20 protein-coding genes are annotated in these 15,365 nt (G+C 49.5%); all 20 read left to right on the top strand.

Going from position 1 to position 15,365, the window contains the following annotated elements:
* Nucleotides 1–8: 8 nt before the first annotated feature.
* The 20 genes from flgG (at nt 9) to O5O45_RS07285 (ending at nt 15,241) form a co-directional block, all read left to right on the top strand.
* Entirely contained in the window at nt 9–773 is a 765-nt protein-coding gene (gene flgG, locus O5O45_RS07190) for a flagellar basal-body rod protein FlgG (RefSeq protein WP_305904546.1), read from the top strand.
* 156 nt (nt 774–929) lie between these two features.
* Entirely contained in the window at nt 930–1,790 is an 861-nt protein-coding gene (gene flgA, locus O5O45_RS07195; protein ID WP_305904547.1) for a flagellar basal body P-ring formation chaperone FlgA, read from the top strand.
* Nucleotides 1,791–1,792: 2 nt separating this feature from the next.
* On the top strand, nt 1,793–2,371 hold the full coding sequence (locus O5O45_RS07200; protein ID WP_305904548.1) for a flagellar basal body L-ring protein FlgH: 579 nt from the start codon (nt 1,793–1,795) through the stop codon (nt 2,369–2,371).
* The gene (locus tag O5O45_RS07205; RefSeq protein ID WP_305904549.1) at nt 2,368–3,492 is read left to right on the top strand and encodes a flagellar basal body P-ring protein FlgI; all 1,125 of its coding nucleotides are present in this window, start codon (nt 2,368–2,370) and stop codon (nt 3,490–3,492) included. Before O5O45_RS07200 ends, O5O45_RS07205 begins: the two co-directional genes overlap by 4 nt.
* A gap of 72 nt (nt 3,493–3,564) precedes the next feature.
* Nucleotides 3,565–3,909, top strand: coding sequence for a flagellar basal body rod protein FlgB (locus tag O5O45_RS07210; protein WP_253938690.1), 345 nt, complete (start codon nt 3,565–3,567; stop codon nt 3,907–3,909).
* A gap of 2 nt (nt 3,910–3,911) precedes the next feature.
* Nucleotides 3,912–4,313, top strand: a complete 402-nt coding sequence (gene flgC / locus O5O45_RS07215; protein ID WP_216739849.1) for a flagellar basal body rod protein FlgC — start codon at nt 3,912–3,914, stop codon at nt 4,311–4,313.
* 3 nt (nt 4,314–4,316) lie between these two features.
* Nucleotides 4,317–4,613 (top strand): flagellar hook-basal body complex protein FliE, encoded by a 297-nt coding sequence (gene fliE / locus O5O45_RS07220; RefSeq protein ID WP_216739848.1) that lies wholly within the window; start codon nt 4,317–4,319, stop codon nt 4,611–4,613.
* 17 nt (nt 4,614–4,630) lie between these two features.
* Nucleotides 4,631–6,025 carry a flagellar basal-body MS-ring/collar protein FliF gene (fliF, locus tag O5O45_RS07225; RefSeq protein ID WP_305904550.1) on the top strand — a complete coding sequence of 465 codons (1,395 nt, stop codon included), beginning with the start codon at nt 4,631–4,633 and terminating at the stop codon, nt 6,023–6,025.
* Nucleotides 6,022–6,498 carry a hypothetical protein gene (locus tag O5O45_RS07230; protein WP_305904551.1) on the top strand — a complete coding sequence of 159 codons (477 nt, stop codon included), beginning with the start codon at nt 6,022–6,024 and terminating at the stop codon, nt 6,496–6,498. Before fliF ends, O5O45_RS07230 begins: the two co-directional genes overlap by 4 nt.
* Nucleotides 6,491–7,285 (top strand): FliH/SctL family protein, encoded by a 795-nt coding sequence (locus O5O45_RS07235; protein ID WP_305904552.1) that lies wholly within the window; start codon nt 6,491–6,493, stop codon nt 7,283–7,285. The genes O5O45_RS07230 and O5O45_RS07235 overlap by 8 nt, the downstream gene beginning before the upstream one ends.
* A 20-nt stretch (nt 7,286–7,305) precedes the next feature.
* Nucleotides 7,306–8,634 (top strand): FliI/YscN family ATPase, encoded by a 1,329-nt coding sequence (locus O5O45_RS07240; protein WP_305904553.1) that lies wholly within the window; start codon nt 7,306–7,308, stop codon nt 8,632–8,634.
* 47 nt (nt 8,635–8,681) lie between these two features.
* Nucleotides 8,682–9,155 (top strand): hypothetical protein, encoded by a 474-nt coding sequence (locus tag O5O45_RS07245; protein WP_305904554.1) that lies wholly within the window; start codon nt 8,682–8,684, stop codon nt 9,153–9,155.
* Nucleotides 9,145–9,843, top strand: a complete 699-nt coding sequence (locus tag O5O45_RS07250; RefSeq protein ID WP_305904555.1) for a hypothetical protein — start codon at nt 9,145–9,147, stop codon at nt 9,841–9,843. Before O5O45_RS07245 ends, O5O45_RS07250 begins: the two co-directional genes overlap by 11 nt.
* A gap of 5 nt (nt 9,844–9,848) precedes the next feature.
* On the top strand, nt 9,849–10,259 hold the full coding sequence (locus O5O45_RS07255; protein ID WP_216739842.1) for a flagellar hook capping FlgD N-terminal domain-containing protein: 411 nt from the start codon (nt 9,849–9,851) through the stop codon (nt 10,257–10,259).
* A 12-nt stretch (nt 10,260–10,271) separates the two neighbouring features.
* Nucleotides 10,272–12,254 (top strand): flagellar hook-basal body complex protein, encoded by a 1,983-nt coding sequence (locus O5O45_RS07260; RefSeq protein WP_305904556.1) that lies wholly within the window; start codon nt 10,272–10,274, stop codon nt 12,252–12,254.
* On the top strand, nt 12,254–13,015 hold the full coding sequence (locus tag O5O45_RS07265) for a FliM/FliN family flagellar motor C-terminal domain-containing protein (protein ID WP_305904557.1): 762 nt from the start codon (nt 12,254–12,256) through the stop codon (nt 13,013–13,015). Before O5O45_RS07260 ends, O5O45_RS07265 begins: the two co-directional genes overlap by 1 nt.
* 5 nt (nt 13,016–13,020) lie before the next feature.
* A complete protein-coding gene (locus O5O45_RS07270; protein WP_305904558.1) occupies nt 13,021–13,356 on the top strand; it encodes a FliM/FliN family flagellar motor switch protein in 336 nt (111 codons plus the stop codon).
* 2 nt (nt 13,357–13,358) lie between these two features.
* Complete coding sequence (locus O5O45_RS07275) at nt 13,359–13,901, top strand: flagellar biosynthetic protein FliO (RefSeq protein WP_305904559.1); 543 nt, start codon at nt 13,359–13,361, stop codon at nt 13,899–13,901.
* Nucleotides 13,882–14,640: a flagellar type III secretion system pore protein FliP gene (fliP, locus tag O5O45_RS07280; protein ID WP_305904560.1), complete on the top strand. Its 759-nt coding sequence runs from the start codon at nt 13,882–13,884 to the stop codon at nt 14,638–14,640. The genes O5O45_RS07275 and fliP overlap by 20 nt, the downstream gene beginning before the upstream one ends.
* Nucleotides 14,641–14,650: 10 nt before the next feature.
* Nucleotides 14,651–15,241 carry a tetratricopeptide repeat protein gene (locus O5O45_RS07285; RefSeq protein WP_305904561.1) on the top strand — a complete coding sequence of 197 codons (591 nt, stop codon included), beginning with the start codon at nt 14,651–14,653 and terminating at the stop codon, nt 15,239–15,241.
* The last annotated feature ends 124 nt before the right edge of the window (nt 15,242–15,365 follow it).

The following is a 15,365-nucleotide window of genomic DNA, read 5'->3' on the forward strand; positions in this document are numbered from 1 at the left end:
TCCGGTTCATGATTGATGCGTTGTATGTGGCTGAAACTGGTTTACAAGCCGGACAGAAGCAGATTGAAACCATCTCAAATAATATGGCGAACCTTAACACCATCGCATACAAGAAAAGTCGGGTGGCGTTTGGCGACTTGATCAGTCGTCAGCCCGCAACGTCGGCGGCAGGAAGAAAAGGGGTTAACTCCGTCGGAATGGGGACAAAGGTCGCTGAAGTCACCATGCAATTTGACTCTGGAGACCTGAAAGTCACTGAGAATCAACTGGATCTGGCGATACGTGGAGACGGTTTCTTTGAGGTTATGCTGGAAAACGGCGAGTACGGCTATACCCGAAACGGCGCGCTCAAGATCGATGAGGACGGCTATCTGTCAACGCTTACCGGGTTGCGTCTATCTGATCAGATTCAGATTCCGCCCGATGCAGCCAAAATGCAGATTTCCACCGACGGCGTGGTGAAGGTACTGATCGGCGAGGACGTTCTTGAAGTTGGCGAAATACAGCTGGCCAAGTTCATCAATGATCAGGCTTTGGAATCTGCTGGACAAGGGCTGTACATTCCGGCGGATGATGCGGGAGCCCCTCTTTATTCGCAAGCGGGCTCCAATGGGCTGGGAATGATTCAACAAGGGTTTCTGGAAAGTTCGAACGTTGATCTGGTGAAAGAGTTGGTGGAGCTGGTGACCGCTCAGCGGGGCTATCAAGCTAATTCTCATGTCATCAGAGCGGCGGATGAAATCATGCAGATTACAAACGACCTTCGTGGTTAATCTCTTTCGCGGCGTTTGATGTCAGTTCTAATGCGCTTATTTTGGTGCTTGGCGATAGGAATATGCAGCATGCCGTGTGCGGCTGAAAATCGCCTGACGCTAAGCCCTTATGCAACCTTGATAGGTGTAAACGAACCAGGGGCGAGAAAGCAGGTCATGCAAGTCGAGTTAAGTCGTCTCGGGGCGGTACGATTGGACCCGGCTCAGGATGAAAATATGCTGCCGACTATTCAGCTTTCATCGCGTCAGCTTAGTGCTGAGTCTATTTCCAAAACGGAAATACAAAAGCAGCTTACGCATTGGAGTTCTAATGTAAGCATGCCCTCCTGGAGATTGGAGGGACCGGATCATATCCAGCTTAAGGTTGCGGCTGAAAAGATCGACCTGGATGCGCTAGATGAAAAAGCTGGCGCTTATTTAAAGCGTTGGCTTGTCGAAGCTGGTTTTCAAGAGGTTGAGGTAACCCCGGTAAGCGGCAGGAAAAGAAACATTCTGGTTTCTAAACAGATAGCGGGAATACAAATTCGTCCCCTGGAAGTGGGTGTTTTGTCTCGCCGCATATGCGTTTGGGCGGATATCGTCGATGTTTCCGGCGCAGTACTTAATAGTGCGCCAGTGTGGTTTGACGTATCAGCTATGGGGGAAGTTTGGACGCCCTCGGTAGACGCGGATAAAGGGAGGCTGGTGGGCTCTCATCCCTTGAAGAGAGAGCTGATTGATGTCGCTGCGGCGGGTATTGAACCTGCATCGAGAAGGGACTTCGAAGGTAAAGAGTTCTCAAAACGGGTCGGGGCGGGCCAGCCAATTACCAAGGATATGCTTCGGGCAGTTCCGGAAGTTAAAAACGGCGATATTGTCTCTGTTGAGGTGCGTGTTGGCACGGTGTATCTGCGCAGTCGAGCTGAGGCCATGCATGACGCTTACGTGGGCGATCGAGTCAAATTAAAGTCGGTTAGCAGTGGAGAAACCATGTTGGGCGTGGTTCTGTCAGCTGGTCGAGTGTGGATAGGAAGTTAATTGTGAAGTGGTTAATACGAGCATTTTGTTTGTTAAGCGTGCTAGGGCTGCCGAACCTGGTACTTGCCGAGAGTCTGTTTGATGAGGCCAGCTTCCGGCCTTTGACGTCAGATAAGAAAGCCTACCGGGTAGGCGATAACCTGACGGTTCTGATTGTAGAAGTATCTAAAGCCGGCGCGAGCAGCGACTCGAAGGTTAATCAGTCATTAGAGGCTTCCGGTTCATTTGGGCAAACCAATCGTACGGAAGTGGGCAGCCTTGAACTTGGACTAGGTAGAAACAGCGGCGCCAGCACGCAACGTGAAGGTGAGTTGCGAGCCCGCGTCAGTGTTGATGTTATCGATAAGGACGATGTGGGCAGACTGCTGATCTCTGGCGAGCAGAAAATTACGGTTAACGGCGAAAAACAGACGATTAAGTTAACCGGCTGGGTAAGGGAAGAGGACATCACAGCGCAAAATACGATTCTCTCAACCAGAATTTCCGACGCGCAAATCGAATACAACGGAAAAGGCATCTTAGGAGATTCCGATGATAGAGGCTTTATTCACTGGTTCCTTACCAAGGTGGGCTTGATATGAGTCTCTTTATTAGACGACTTTATTGGTCGCTGGCGTTGATATGTTTTGTCGTAGCGCAAACAGCCAGCGCCTCATCTGTGCGCCTGAAAGAGTTGGCTCGAATCGAGGGTGTGAGAGAAAACTCATTGTTTGGTTATGGACTGGTCGTCGGACTGGCGGGCACGGGCGATACCCACAGAAGTAAGGCGACCTTGCAAAGTATCGCAAATACCCTTCAACAATTTGGCATTAGTCTGAATTCTGACGAAATCGCCAGCCGCAACGTCGCGGCGGTGACATTGACGGCCAAGCTACCCCCTTTTGCAAACAGCGGCGATATGATTGACGTGAATGTTTCGTCTATGGGAGACGCCAGAAGCCTGGTTGGCGGAACGCTGTTGCTGGCTCCGCTAAAAGCGGTGAACGGTAAGATCTATGCGGTTGCGCAAGGTCAGGTTTCCGTGGGTGGCTTCAGTTACGATCTGAATGGCAACGTAGTGCAGAAGAACCACCCTACCGTTGGCGTTATTCCCTCTGGCGCTTCAGTGGAGAGAGGACTCTCGACAGACTTGGTCGGGGAGGATGGGTATATCAATGTCATATTGAATCAGCCGGATTTTACAACTGCCAGCCGTATCAAGAACGCCATTAATAAGACTTTAGGTTCTGGCAAAGCAAGGGCCGTTCATGCTGGTAAGGTCTCGGTTTTGGCCCCGGTTGGCGAATATGATCTTGTTGACTACTTGACCCGGATTGAAAATGCGGTCATTGAGCCTGACCGAGTCGCCACGGTAGTGGTCAACGAACGAACAGGGACTGTGGTGGCGGGCGGCGATGTCACCATCGACAACGTCACTATTTCCCACGGCAATATCAAAGTGGTGATTTCCACTGACTATCAAGTGTCGCAGCCAATATTTGTAAGAGAAACTGGTAGAGGGGTTTCGACAGTGGTCACGCCGGATACATCAATTGATGTTGAAGAGTCTGTTGCGGAGCCTGTTCGCTTATCTTCCGGCGCCTCAATTGCGGATCTTGTGACGGCGTTGCGGCAGATTAAGACCAGTACTCGAGACGTCATTACGATACTGCAACTGATAAAAACGGCCGGCGCACTCCATGCGCAGCTAGTCATTCAATAAAGCGGCGATGCTGCGAACAACTCGAAAGCGTAGTCATATATGGAATTTTTAACTTCAGTTACATCGACACTCTTGAATAAATCGTTAGATGCGGCGCAGCTACAGCAGCGTTTAATCGCCCAAAACGTGGCTAATGCGTCGACAGAAGGCTATAGAGCCATGTCTCTTAACTTTAAGGCCGCTCTGCAACATATCGACGCAGTCGCCAACAGCAGCTTGAATGATGCGGATAAGGTTGACCGCATTAACAACGTGAATTTCAACCAGTTCGTCTCTCTGGAAGAAACGGCGGCGAAAGTTGAGCTGGATGAGCAAATCCTGGCGCTGAATAAAAATGTCATCAACTACCAGGCGCTGCTAACCGCTAAATCGAAGTTAGGCGGAATTATGAAACTGGCTATTAATGGGGGACGTTAATCATGGATTACTTGCAAGTTTTTGACATTAGCGGCTCTGGACTTGATTTCCAAAAGCTCCGGCTGCAAGCGGTTGCGACGAATCTGGCCAATGTGTATTCCACTACGTCGAAGGCCGGCGCTTCCTTTAAGCCTCTTATGGCTGTCGCGACGGCTGAGCAGACTGGCGGCGCTCTGCGAGGGGTCGGAGATATGCAGTTGGTGGAAAGAGACGTTGAGCCTCGCTTGAAATACGACCCTGCGCACCCTCATGCGAATGCCGAGGGGTATGTGGAAATGCCCGCGATTAATCCAGTCGATGAAATGACCTCCATGATGCTGGCTACCCGCGCATATGAAGCCAATATCAGCGTCATGAGCGCAGCGAAAACGATGGCGTTGAAAGCACTGGAAATAGGAAGTTAAAGAATGACAGTTGAAGCAATATTGGGTGTCGGCGCAATTGGGGAAAGCTCGCTTCTTCAAAAATCCGCCAAGACGAGCGGTGTTTCTTTTGCTGACTGGCTTGGCGGTGAAGTCCAGCAGGTTAACCAACAGATAGCCGCCGCTGACAGCGCTGCAAGATCTTTGGCTACTGGAGACGCCGAAAATCTGCATCAGGTGATGATAGCTTTAGATAAAGCGCAGCTATCCATGAGCCTGATGGTTGAAGTGAGAAATCGCCTTCTTGAGAGCTATCAAGAAGTGATGAGAATGTCTATTTAATTTAAAGGTAGTAACAGATGGCGGGTTTTTGGTCAGAATGGTCCAGCGGCAGACGAGTGGCGTTTGTATTGGCTACATTAATTGTGGTCGGCGCTGGAGTGGCCTTATACATGATGTTGACCTCACATAATTATCAAGTTCTATATAAGGATTTGGACACGGAGCAGGCGGCCAAACTGACCGAGAAACTGGATGAGCTGAAAATCCCCTATCAACTCGGCGCCCAGGGCTCTCAGGTATTGGTGTCTCAAGATGATTTGTATAACGCCAAGCTTAAATTGGCGTCTTCAGGTTATGCCTTAAATGGCGGGGTTGGCTTTGAGCTATTTGATGAAGCGGATTACGGTATGACGGAGTTCGCTCAGAAAATAAATTATCAACGCGCCCTGCAAGGTGAACTGGCCAGAACCATCATGTCATTTGATGAGATCAAGTTCGCTCGCGTTCACTTGGTGTTACCAGAGTCTTCCTTATTCAAAAAGGACACTAAGCAGCCAAAAGCTTCCGTGACGATAGTGATGGAAGAAGGCAAATATCTTTCGGTGGATCAGATCAATGGCATTCAGAATCTGGTCGCTGCGTCTGTAGAAGGGTTGAAACCTGAGACAGTGACATTGCTGAACCACAAAGGCGTGGCGCTGACCCAGATGGAAACGGGTGACCAAGCTGCCGTGTCCGCCCAATTGAAAGGCAAAAGTGCGATGGAAGCGTTTCTGCAGCACAAGGTCGGAGCGATACTTAATCAGATCTTTGATGAAGGAACGACTGCTGTCCGAGTTGACGTGGCGTTGAATCACAAGCGTGTGGAGAGAGTTCGTGAAACGCTGGTTCCATTTGGCGAAACCGACAAAGGCGCGGTGATTAAATCCAGTGTTAATCGTCAGTACGAAGTCCCTGAGCAGGAGGGTAGAAAGAAGCCTTCTTCTGTTGTCAGTTCTGATGTGAAAGAAGAAGAGTTCGCGTATGGCAAGCAGGTGGAAACATTATCTGATGCAGGTGGGGATGTAGAGCGCATCACCGTCAGTGTGGTTATTCCCGCAAACGCCTCAGACGCACAGACTGAAGCCGTTAAATCCTTGATTGCATCAGCGATAGGGCTGGATTTTGAACGGGGCGACCTAATCAATGTCGCAGCAATGGGCGTTGGCGGTCTGGAGCAGGTTCTTCAACCTGAGTCACCTGAAAAGGCTTCAATGGCGGTCGCTACTACTAAGCCAAATTTAGAGCAGGCGCCATGGGAAAATTTGAAATACCTGCAACTAACTGTGGTGGCGTTGGTTGCCGTCGCCCTGTTTCTCCTTATTCTGTTGATGGCGTTTTCTGGACGCAGTAAGCCTAAGCTCAGCGCGGCAGAGAGAGAAGAGACTTTGGCGGAAATAAAAGCCTGGCTTAATTCGGTAGATCGTGTATGAACGCAGCTTCCCCCGAAAAGTTAATTGCTTTGCGCCTTATGGGGTTAGCCAGTTCCGACAGGAACTGGATACTGGCGCAACTCGGACCTGAGCAGAGGAAAAAAGCGCAAGCGGCGATTGAGCATCTTAAGCTGATGAAGCGCGCCCGACGCAAACTAGAATTTGACGATGTTTTCGCTGCGTTGTCGGAACAGGAAGAAAGCCAGGAGTTGTCAGGCGTAGAGGAAGCTATCAGCTCTGCGGAAGTTTCGACTTTCCTTAACTTGAGCCTACCTCTGCAGACTCTAGTCTATTGTGCGATGAACGAAATGCAAAGAGCGCATTTGGATAGCTTCCTGGATAAGAAAACCAAGCAGCACCTTCAGCAGAAATCAGTCTCTTCAGGCCACCAGTCCGAACGGGTAAGGAGAGAGCTGATACGCCAGTTGTCAGCTGATGCGCCCTTAGCGCCAGAGGTGGCGAGCCGTGGATAAAATTTTACGCTCTTCGCCTGTCGCTGGCTCACGCCGGCTTTCTTATCGCGCGGAAAACGCCAAGGCGTCTGATTCAGCTCCACAGAAGACGGCGTTTACGGAACAAGCTTTTGAAGCCAGCGTTTCTACATCGAACGAGGAGAGCATAGACGAAGCATTGGCGTCCGAGTCATCCAGGCAACTCGTTGCGATGCAGCGTAAGTTGGATGAAGTGTTACGAGAAAAAGAAGGTTTAGAGCGACGGCTTGCTGACTTTGAAAGTCAGTTAAAAGAAGCGACTCAAGAGACCTATGATGAGGCGAAAAAGAAGGGATATGAGGCCGGCGTCGAAGAAGGGCGTAAGCACAGTCAGAAGGAAATTGAAGAGGCTTTGGAGCAGTTTAGCGTATTACTGAAGAATATTGAGACGCAGGCGAATACAGCCTTTAATCAGCTTGAATCCATCTCTACTGATGTTGGCTTTGCGGTAGTTTGTAAAATACTAGGGGAAAAGCTGGTCTCACGAGAGGCTGTTTTGGCTTCTGTGAACGCCGTACTGGAAGCCATCCGCGATGCTGGCCACCTCAAAATATATCTGAGTCAGCGAGACTATGCGCTGTTAAGCCAAGTGGCGGATGGAGAGCTGGCGAGCGGCTCCGGCAAGGTAGAGCTTGCAATTGACTCAAGAATAAACATTGGCGGCTGTCGAGTAGAGGCCAACACGGGCTCTTGGGATGGTCGCTTAGAGTCGCAATTGAGAATTTTGCGACAAAAACTGGAAGAGTTCTCCGATAGTGAGAAAAGTTAGATTGTTGCTGTGGTGGCCTCTTGAAAGATAACGCTAACCCCATTTCTCGAATGATCGACGCCATCAAGGGATGCGAGACCGTTCGTCGTATTGGGCGAGTGGAGCAGTTTTATGGTTCGGTATTGGAGTGTGCTGGTCCGGATGCTTTTCTGGGCGAGGTCTGCGAGGTTTTTTCACCTGGTCAAATGACCTCAATAGCCGCAGAGGTCGTCGGCTTTCGTCATGGCAGGGTTCTATTAATGCCCTTGGGGCGCGTAACAGGCATACATGTGGGCAGTGAAGTCGTTGCGACAGGGCTGCCGGCCAGCGTTACGGTCAGTGACGGCATGTTAGGCAGAGTGGTGAATGCTTTTGGCGCGCCTCTTGATGGCGGACCACTGTCTGGCGCAGGGAAGAGTTACCCACTATATAAAGAGCCGATTAATCCCATGGAGCGAGCGCCTTGTGATGAGCCGTTAAGGGTGGGGGTTAGGGTTATTGATGCTTTTTGTGCAATGGCCAAAGGCCAGAGAGTGGGGATATTCGCAGGTAGCGGCGTCGGTAAAAGCACCTTATTGGGAATGATCGCCAAGCAATGCGATGCGGAAGTAAATGTCATCGCTATGATTGGCGAACGAGGTAGAGAAGTCAGCGAATTTATTCAGGATAATCTGGGCCCCAATGGTCTGAAGAAAAGCGTTGTTGTCGCGGCCACAGCGGACGAGCCTGCTCTGGTGCGCGTTCATGCTGCATTTGTCGCTACGGCTATCGCGGAATATTTCAGAGATCAAGGCAAGCACGTCATGCTGTATATGGACTCCATTACCAGACTGGCCACGGCGCAACGTGAAATAGGACTCGCGATCGGCGAGCCGCCAACGTCAAGGGGTTATACGCCCTCGACGTTCTCTTTACTGCCAAGGCTGACGGAGCGTGCGGGAATATTCAAAAGCGGCGGCTCTATCTCGGCGTTATATACAGTTTTGGTTGAAGGCGATGACTTCAATGAACCTGTCTCAGATACGGTTCGTTCTATCTTGGATGGCCATATCATGCTCAAGCGGCGCCTGGCTCATCAGGGGATATTTCCCGCCATTGATATTCGCGAAAGCATGAGCCGTCTTTTCCAGCGAGTGACAGGCAAAGAGCAGCAAGCGGCTGTAAGAGAATTGATCCGGCTCGAAAGTCTATATCAGGAATCCAAGGAACTGATTGAGTTGGGAGCATATAAACAAGGCGGAGATCCTGACATCGATTTGGCTATTCGGGTACATAAGTCTCTCAACAAGTTTATCTCTCAGTCTGAAGGCGAAAGTGGAGTTAGTAGGGACATTGTCGCCGCGCTAAAACAAGTTTTATCTGGAAAGTAATTGATTGGAGTTTTCCCATTAGGCTAAGGGAATAATCGAGTGCGTTTATGAAAATGTCGAAGCGCGAGCGCGCAATCAGCATCGTAAATAACCAAAACAAACTGGAACTTATTCAAGTGCGCCGGGACTTTATCGAAATTGACAGTGTTTTGACTGGGCTTTGCAAAACTAAGAAATCACTGCTTGAACAGATCGATATACAAGAGTCTGAGTTCAGAGCGATGCAACAACCGGGGGCGCAGTTGGATCTCCACAGACTGAGTGAAATAGGCGGTTGGTTAAATTCGGCGGCCCAGGATGTGCAGACGCTTGATAGGAGCATTAACGAAGCGGAGTCCGATTTGCGGATACAACTCGAAAAGCTGGCGCAACTGGAGGCGGCTCAGGAAGTCATTAAACAGAAGATGCTCGATGAACGTAGTTCGCAATGGGCTGAACTGGAGCAGCGGACTGAGCGAGATATATCCGAGCTGAACAACCCTAAAAACCTGCGATCCACGGAGCTGTCATATGGAGCTTAATGCTGGAGTCGTCGACAAACTCATCGGTGATTGGCAAGACAAGTCCGGCGCTTCTGGACCAGGGATCAAAGCAAAATGGTTGTCTACACTGGAAGCGGACATTGACTTGACGCCTGGCGATGATTCACCTGCAAAGCTGGCATTGGACGGGGATGCAAACATAACCCCAACGGCAAATGAGTCAGCGTCGTCAACTTTAAGCTTGCTCCAGTCAGGTGTCGCGAATGAGGCGATTGTAAAAAGTTCTTTAGCGAGCAGTATTTCGGTTATCAATAACGCACCTATTGCGCCGCCAACTGTCGACAAGGGCGCTAAAGTGATAAATGCCAAGAGTGCGGATACGCTGGTGGGTATGAGGCAACCGCCGAGCCTGGATGAGCGACAGAGCGCTGGCAGGAGTAATCGTTTGGTGACGACGCGCTCCACGGAGTACGTCTCTCAATTGTTGGGAGAGCTTTATCCCGCCACCAATATTCATATCACTAAAAACGGAGACAAGCTGGTGGTATGGATAAGGGATTACAAACAGCAGCACAAACAAGCGCTGTTGGACTTAAGCAAAGTGATTGTAGAGACGCTTGGGTGCGATGAAGATCAACTCAGCTTTATGTTTAACGGTAAACCGCTTCATGAAGACAAGGACAGCTTGTCAGCAGTGACGGCTAGAAACACTTTTAATCAGGAATAGGTTGTATGGCGATAGATTCTATAGCGCGAGTGAGCGCCGAAGCTGGCGGATTAAAGCAGAACACGGTGGGAATCGAAGACTTCCTGCAAATATTCCTGACGCAGCTGACTTTCCAGGATCCATTGGAGCCAGTCGATAACAGAGAGTTTATTGCGCAGCTGGCTCAGTTTTCTTCGTTGGAGACCGCGACCAGAACGAATGAGAACATCGAAGGCTTGCTGGATGTGCAATCTGTGGCTCAAACCGTCGGCCTGATAGGAAAAACGGTGCAAGTAAATGATGAGCAGGGATTTGCTGTCGGCAAAGTTTCAACCATTACCTTTAATAATGGAAAGCCTGAAATAACGATGGTCCAGGAAGATGGCACGCCTATTGTGGGAATCAGTCCTTCAAGAATTTCTCTGGTGCGCGAATAAGGAGGTGCGTTTATGAGCATGAGTTCAATATATTCCAGCTTGAGCGGGATGCTTGGCTTCTCGAAAGGGTTGGAAAACTCAAGCAACAATGTGTCAAACCTGAATACGCCAGGCTTCAAAGGGCGTGACGTGTTTTTTCAGGAGCTGAATCCCTACAGTGACGGCCAGGGCTCTCATTATGACGGCGTTAAGGTAAATGACGGCGGCGTGCGTTTCACTGCCGGCGACCTCACTACCACCGGCAATAATACTGACCTCGCCATTGATGGGGCGGGATTTTTTATTTTACGCGGGGACGGTGAAAACCTGTACACCAGAGCAGGCCAATTCCGTCTGGATAACGATGGTTATCTCGTTGACCAAAACTCCAATCGCAGAGTCGCTGCTTTAGGTGGGGGAAATAAGCTATCGGACCTGAACATAAAAGCGAATATGTTTACCGAAGCGTCCGCTACGACTAAGGCCACAATAAAAGGCAATATTGACGCGGGTACTTCGGAAGGGGGAACGGTTAACTCAAGTTCAGATTCTCCGCTGACTATTGATGTGATTGATAATCAGGGCGTTAAGCGTACCGTTCGCGTTGCCTTCGTCAAGAAGTTTGGTTCGCAATGGGCGATGCAGCTGAAAGACCAGCAAGGTAATTTTGTCGCGCCTGAGACGATTGTCACTTTCAGCGCAGATGGCTCCATTCGTGCTGAAGACGCCAACCTGTCAATAAACTATCTGCCTTTTTCCGTATTGAGCGCGGAAAAAGCCAAGGAGGTTTTCAAACAAGATGGCGAGTACGCCTTTACTGATGGCGACTTCACTTCTGCTCCCGCGTTGGCCTTCAACCTGGACGATGAAGTTTTATTCATGGCCAGAAACAATGAGGGAGGCGAGCCGGACTATATTCATGGCGGCGAGTTTTCTTTTGACGTTGATGGGAATTTGGTTGTCGCCGGTAGTGGTAAGAGAGTAGCCGGAGTTAACTCCGAGGGAGTCATTACGGACTTTAGCCTTAAAGATCTGAAAGAGAACCCTGCAAAGCCGACCGCTAAAGTGCAGGCGTTTGGTAACTTGAATCCCGAACTTGCTGATTTTGCGAACTTTCCGGCGGAAGGGGAGGACCCCATCTCCTTTGAAGTCATGCAAAGCAATGGAGAAAAGCTGCAGATCAACATGGAGTTTACTAAGCAAGCAGCGAACGTATGGAATGTAACGCTGAGAGATACTGAGGGCGAATTGGTGTCCGGCCCTTATTCGCTCAATTTTGACTCAAACGGAATTTTAGCGGCGGAAAGTAGAACTTTTTCTGCATCGATACCGGACAGTGACGATACGGCGCTTAGTGTGGAATTAAAGTTTTATGAATCGGATAGTAAAAGCCTGACTCAAAAAGTCGATGCGACAGACGGGGTGTCGCCCACTGCTGACGGAAAAGAAAAAGGCATGTTAGAGAAGGTGACCTTCGACGAAAAAGGCGTAGCGCACCTTGCCTATTCAAATGGCAATACTGCTGAAGGGCCGAGAATCGCATTGGTTGATAGGGGAACAGAGGCCACCGCCAATTTTGACTTGTCCTTAAGCGGCCTGACATCTCTAAGTGGCGTCAACTCAGTTGAAGTTTCTGATGTTGACGGCTTTGAGGCAGGTCGGGTGACGGAGTTTTCGTTTCAAGAAGACGGCGTCATCGCATTCAAATACTCCAATGGTCAAGAAAAAACTGGGCCCCAGGTGGCTATGGCCAACTTCATGAATGTTAATGCCCTGACTTCGGAAGGCGGCTCTTTATTCAGAGCTGGCGAAGACGCGGGTATGACTATCGGTGCAGCTAATTCTGGTGGATTTGGAAAAATAAAAGGCGAGAGCATCGAGCTTTCCAATGTAGAGCTTTCCAGAGAGTTCGCGGAAATTATCATCATCCAGCGGGGATACCAGGCCAGTTCTCAGGTCATGAACGTCTCTAATGAGATGATAGAGAATTTGTACAACAGCGTAAGGGGACGGTAATGCCGGTCAGGCCTTATAGCCTTTGGGGCGCTTCGTTATTAAAGCGTATTGAAGCGGAGGCGTCTGCATGCGCCGCAGCCTGGTATGGAGAATGGGTGGGAGAGGACGCTGCTGTCAGCGTAAGTCTGGCGCAGAGTCAGGATATCGACAGTCAGTTGCTGCAGCGGGTTGCATCAGCCGACGCTCAGGCATCAAGCGCGCCGGGCGTCTTCGTGTTGCGAGCCGACCATAGCGAGTGGTCTTCTCTACTGCTGAAAGAAAAACTGGCCGACGAGGATGTCAGTCATAAGTTGGTTTCCAGGCTGATCAAGCAAGCAGTGAGTGAGTTAATGGAGCCATGGGGGCTAGCTCCACAGGGGGAGGCAGAACAACCATCAGAGTATGCCAGAGAGCATGCGTCAGGCTGGCTTCAAGTCACTATGACTTGGCCCACCGCAAGCGTTGTTCTTCTGTGGTCTCCACAGGTCATTGAAAAACACTTCTCTGCTGATGTGAGTAAGAGTCATCTCGCCTTAAAGGCCCCTGAGCCGTTGTTGAGTTCTTGTGGGGCGCTGGCGGCAAAGCTGTCTGTCCGTTTGAGTTCGGTGGAACTGACCGTGCAAGAAGTGACCAGTCTGCAGGTGGGCGATGTTATTAAACTGGACCATAAACTGACGGATCCTGCGTTGGTGTTTACTCAAGATAACGCTTTGCGCTTTAAAGCCAGTCTGGGCGAAAGTGAAGGTTTTAAGTCAGTTAAGCTATTGAATATTAAAGGTTGATATCGATGTCTCAAGAGAAAGACGTGAAAGAAACGAATACTGACGCGCTTGTGGAAGAGGTAATACTGGAACCGATGAAGTCAAGCGAGACGGGCGCGAAGCTTAGAAGCGATCCGCTGGATTTGGTGAAAAACGTTAAAGTGACGCTGGATGTATATCTCGGTGACGCCAATCTGACCGTTGCTGAACTGACGGCGCTGACAAATGAATCTGTTGTAAAAATGAACAAGCAACTGAATGATCCAATCGAGCTGTTGCTGGACGGCAAGGTCGTCGCGCGTGGGAAACTGGTGGCGGTGGATGATGTATTCGGTATTCAAATCACTGAGACCAGTCGTTAAAAATGAGACGGTTGATTCCTGCCTATTATCTTTCTGTGGCGGCGTTGATATCTACTGTGGCTATAGGGGCGACAAGCGGAGAGGCTGAGAGTCCGCGCGTCGCGCCGTCCTTAACTCAGGTGGAAACAGAGTCTGCAGTAGCAGGCGAAAAGCCAACTCCCAATACAGAATCGTCTCGGGTAGCACAAGACAATCAAGGAGGAATTGAAGCGATTCCTCTCAATGAATTGCCGTTCAAAGACAAAGGCGGTCAACCTACCCATGAGTTTAGCGGCGTATATACGCTACTGCTTTTTATTCTTGTTTTACTCGCCCTGGTGCTATGGGGTGTGCGTCGTTTTCTTGCAAAAAAAGGCGCGATCCCTCTTCAGGCTGGGCAGATACGGTATATCGAAACCAAACGTTTAAATGCTAAAACTCAGGCCTACTTGGTGGAAGTTGAAGGACGAAAAGTGCTGATTGTTGATAACGGACAAAGCGTCGCAATGCAGACATTGAGCTTGCCTGCAACGAGTGAAGAAAATAGTGAGCAAGGTAGTGATTAGGTATTTATTGCCTTTATTGGTATTACTTCTATTTCCATCATTGAGCTGGGCGGACGCGTCTACGGCTTCATTTGGCGTTGACTTATCCGGACTGGATAAGTCATCTCCTGACGAAGTCGCCAGCGCGCTACAAGTGCTGGCGGTACTGACCATATTAAGCCTGGCGCCTGCGCTGCTTATCGCCCTGACGTCGTTTACTCGCATAGTCATTGTCCTGTCTATGCTGCGTTATGCGTTTGGTATGCAGCAAACGCCGCCTAATACCGTGATTATCGCGCTTTCTCTATTTTTGACTCTTTTTACGATGGCGCCCGTGTTTAACAAAATTGATCAACAGGCGGTGCAGCCCTATTTGGCTGGAGAGCTCGTTTTTACGGAAGCCGTGAACGCAGGTTTGGCGCCAATGCGGGAATTTATGGTCAGACAAACCCGAGAAAAGGATCTTGCGCTTGTTATTGAAATGGCGGGAGAAGAATCGCCGGAAACATTGAATGATATTTCCAATACGTCGCTTATAACGGCGTTTATGCTGAGTGAACTGCAAACGGCTTTTCAAATTGGCTTTGTCATTTTCTTGCCGTTTTTATTGATTGATCTGGTTTCAGCCAGTGTGCTGATGTCAATGGGAATGATAATGGTGCCGCCATTGACGATATCTCTACCAGTCAAAATTCTGATGTTTGTGCTTATTGAAGGATGGACTCTGGTGGCTCAGGCATTAGTTGGAAGTTTTAATTAAGGAGTCTGATATGAGTGACTTAATGGATAATCTGGATTCGGAAGAGCTATTTTATCTTGGCTTGCAGGCCAGCGGTAAAGGCGATCATGAAAAGGCCATTCTGTTTTTTAAACGGTCTATTTCATTGGACTGTAATGCTAAAAATACCTACTTGTTAGCGGCGGAGTACGCGGAAATCGGTATGTACGAGCGGGCATATGAAACAATGCAAAAAGCGGTGGATCTGGACCCGCAGCTTTGGACCGCCCACTTTCAGGCGGGGCTGATTAAGTTTTCGGTAGGAGATACGGAAACTGCTCGGGAAGCTTGGTCAAAATTGGATGCGCTGCCAGAGAGTAGCCCGTTACGGATATTTAAGAACGGTATCATTAAGTGCCTGGATGGCGACCTTGAGAGTGGCGAAGCTTTGATTCTGCAAGGCTTGGAGGCTAATAACTCCAATCCTGCTCTCAATGAGGACATGAAGAGGCTGCTTGAGCTACTAAAAGCAAATCATGGAGAACAATCACCGCAACCTACTCGTAAGGATGAGAGTGCGACAGCGGACGATAGTCTCAATCACTTATTTTTGTCGGCGTATAAAAACAAAACTAAACAATAATGTTGCTTTGTACGCTCGGACATAAGTATTGCAGTTCGGCGCAGTTCTCTGCGCCTCTGTTAGTTTTTATTTTGGGTTTAGGCCGCTGACGACAGGCGCAAAGTCTGCCGTCAGCGGCTTTTTT

Source organism: Hahella sp. HNIBRBA332, assembly GCF_030719035.1.
In the GTDB taxonomy this organism is placed as follows: Bacteria; Pseudomonadota; Gammaproteobacteria; order Pseudomonadales; family Oleiphilaceae; genus Hahella.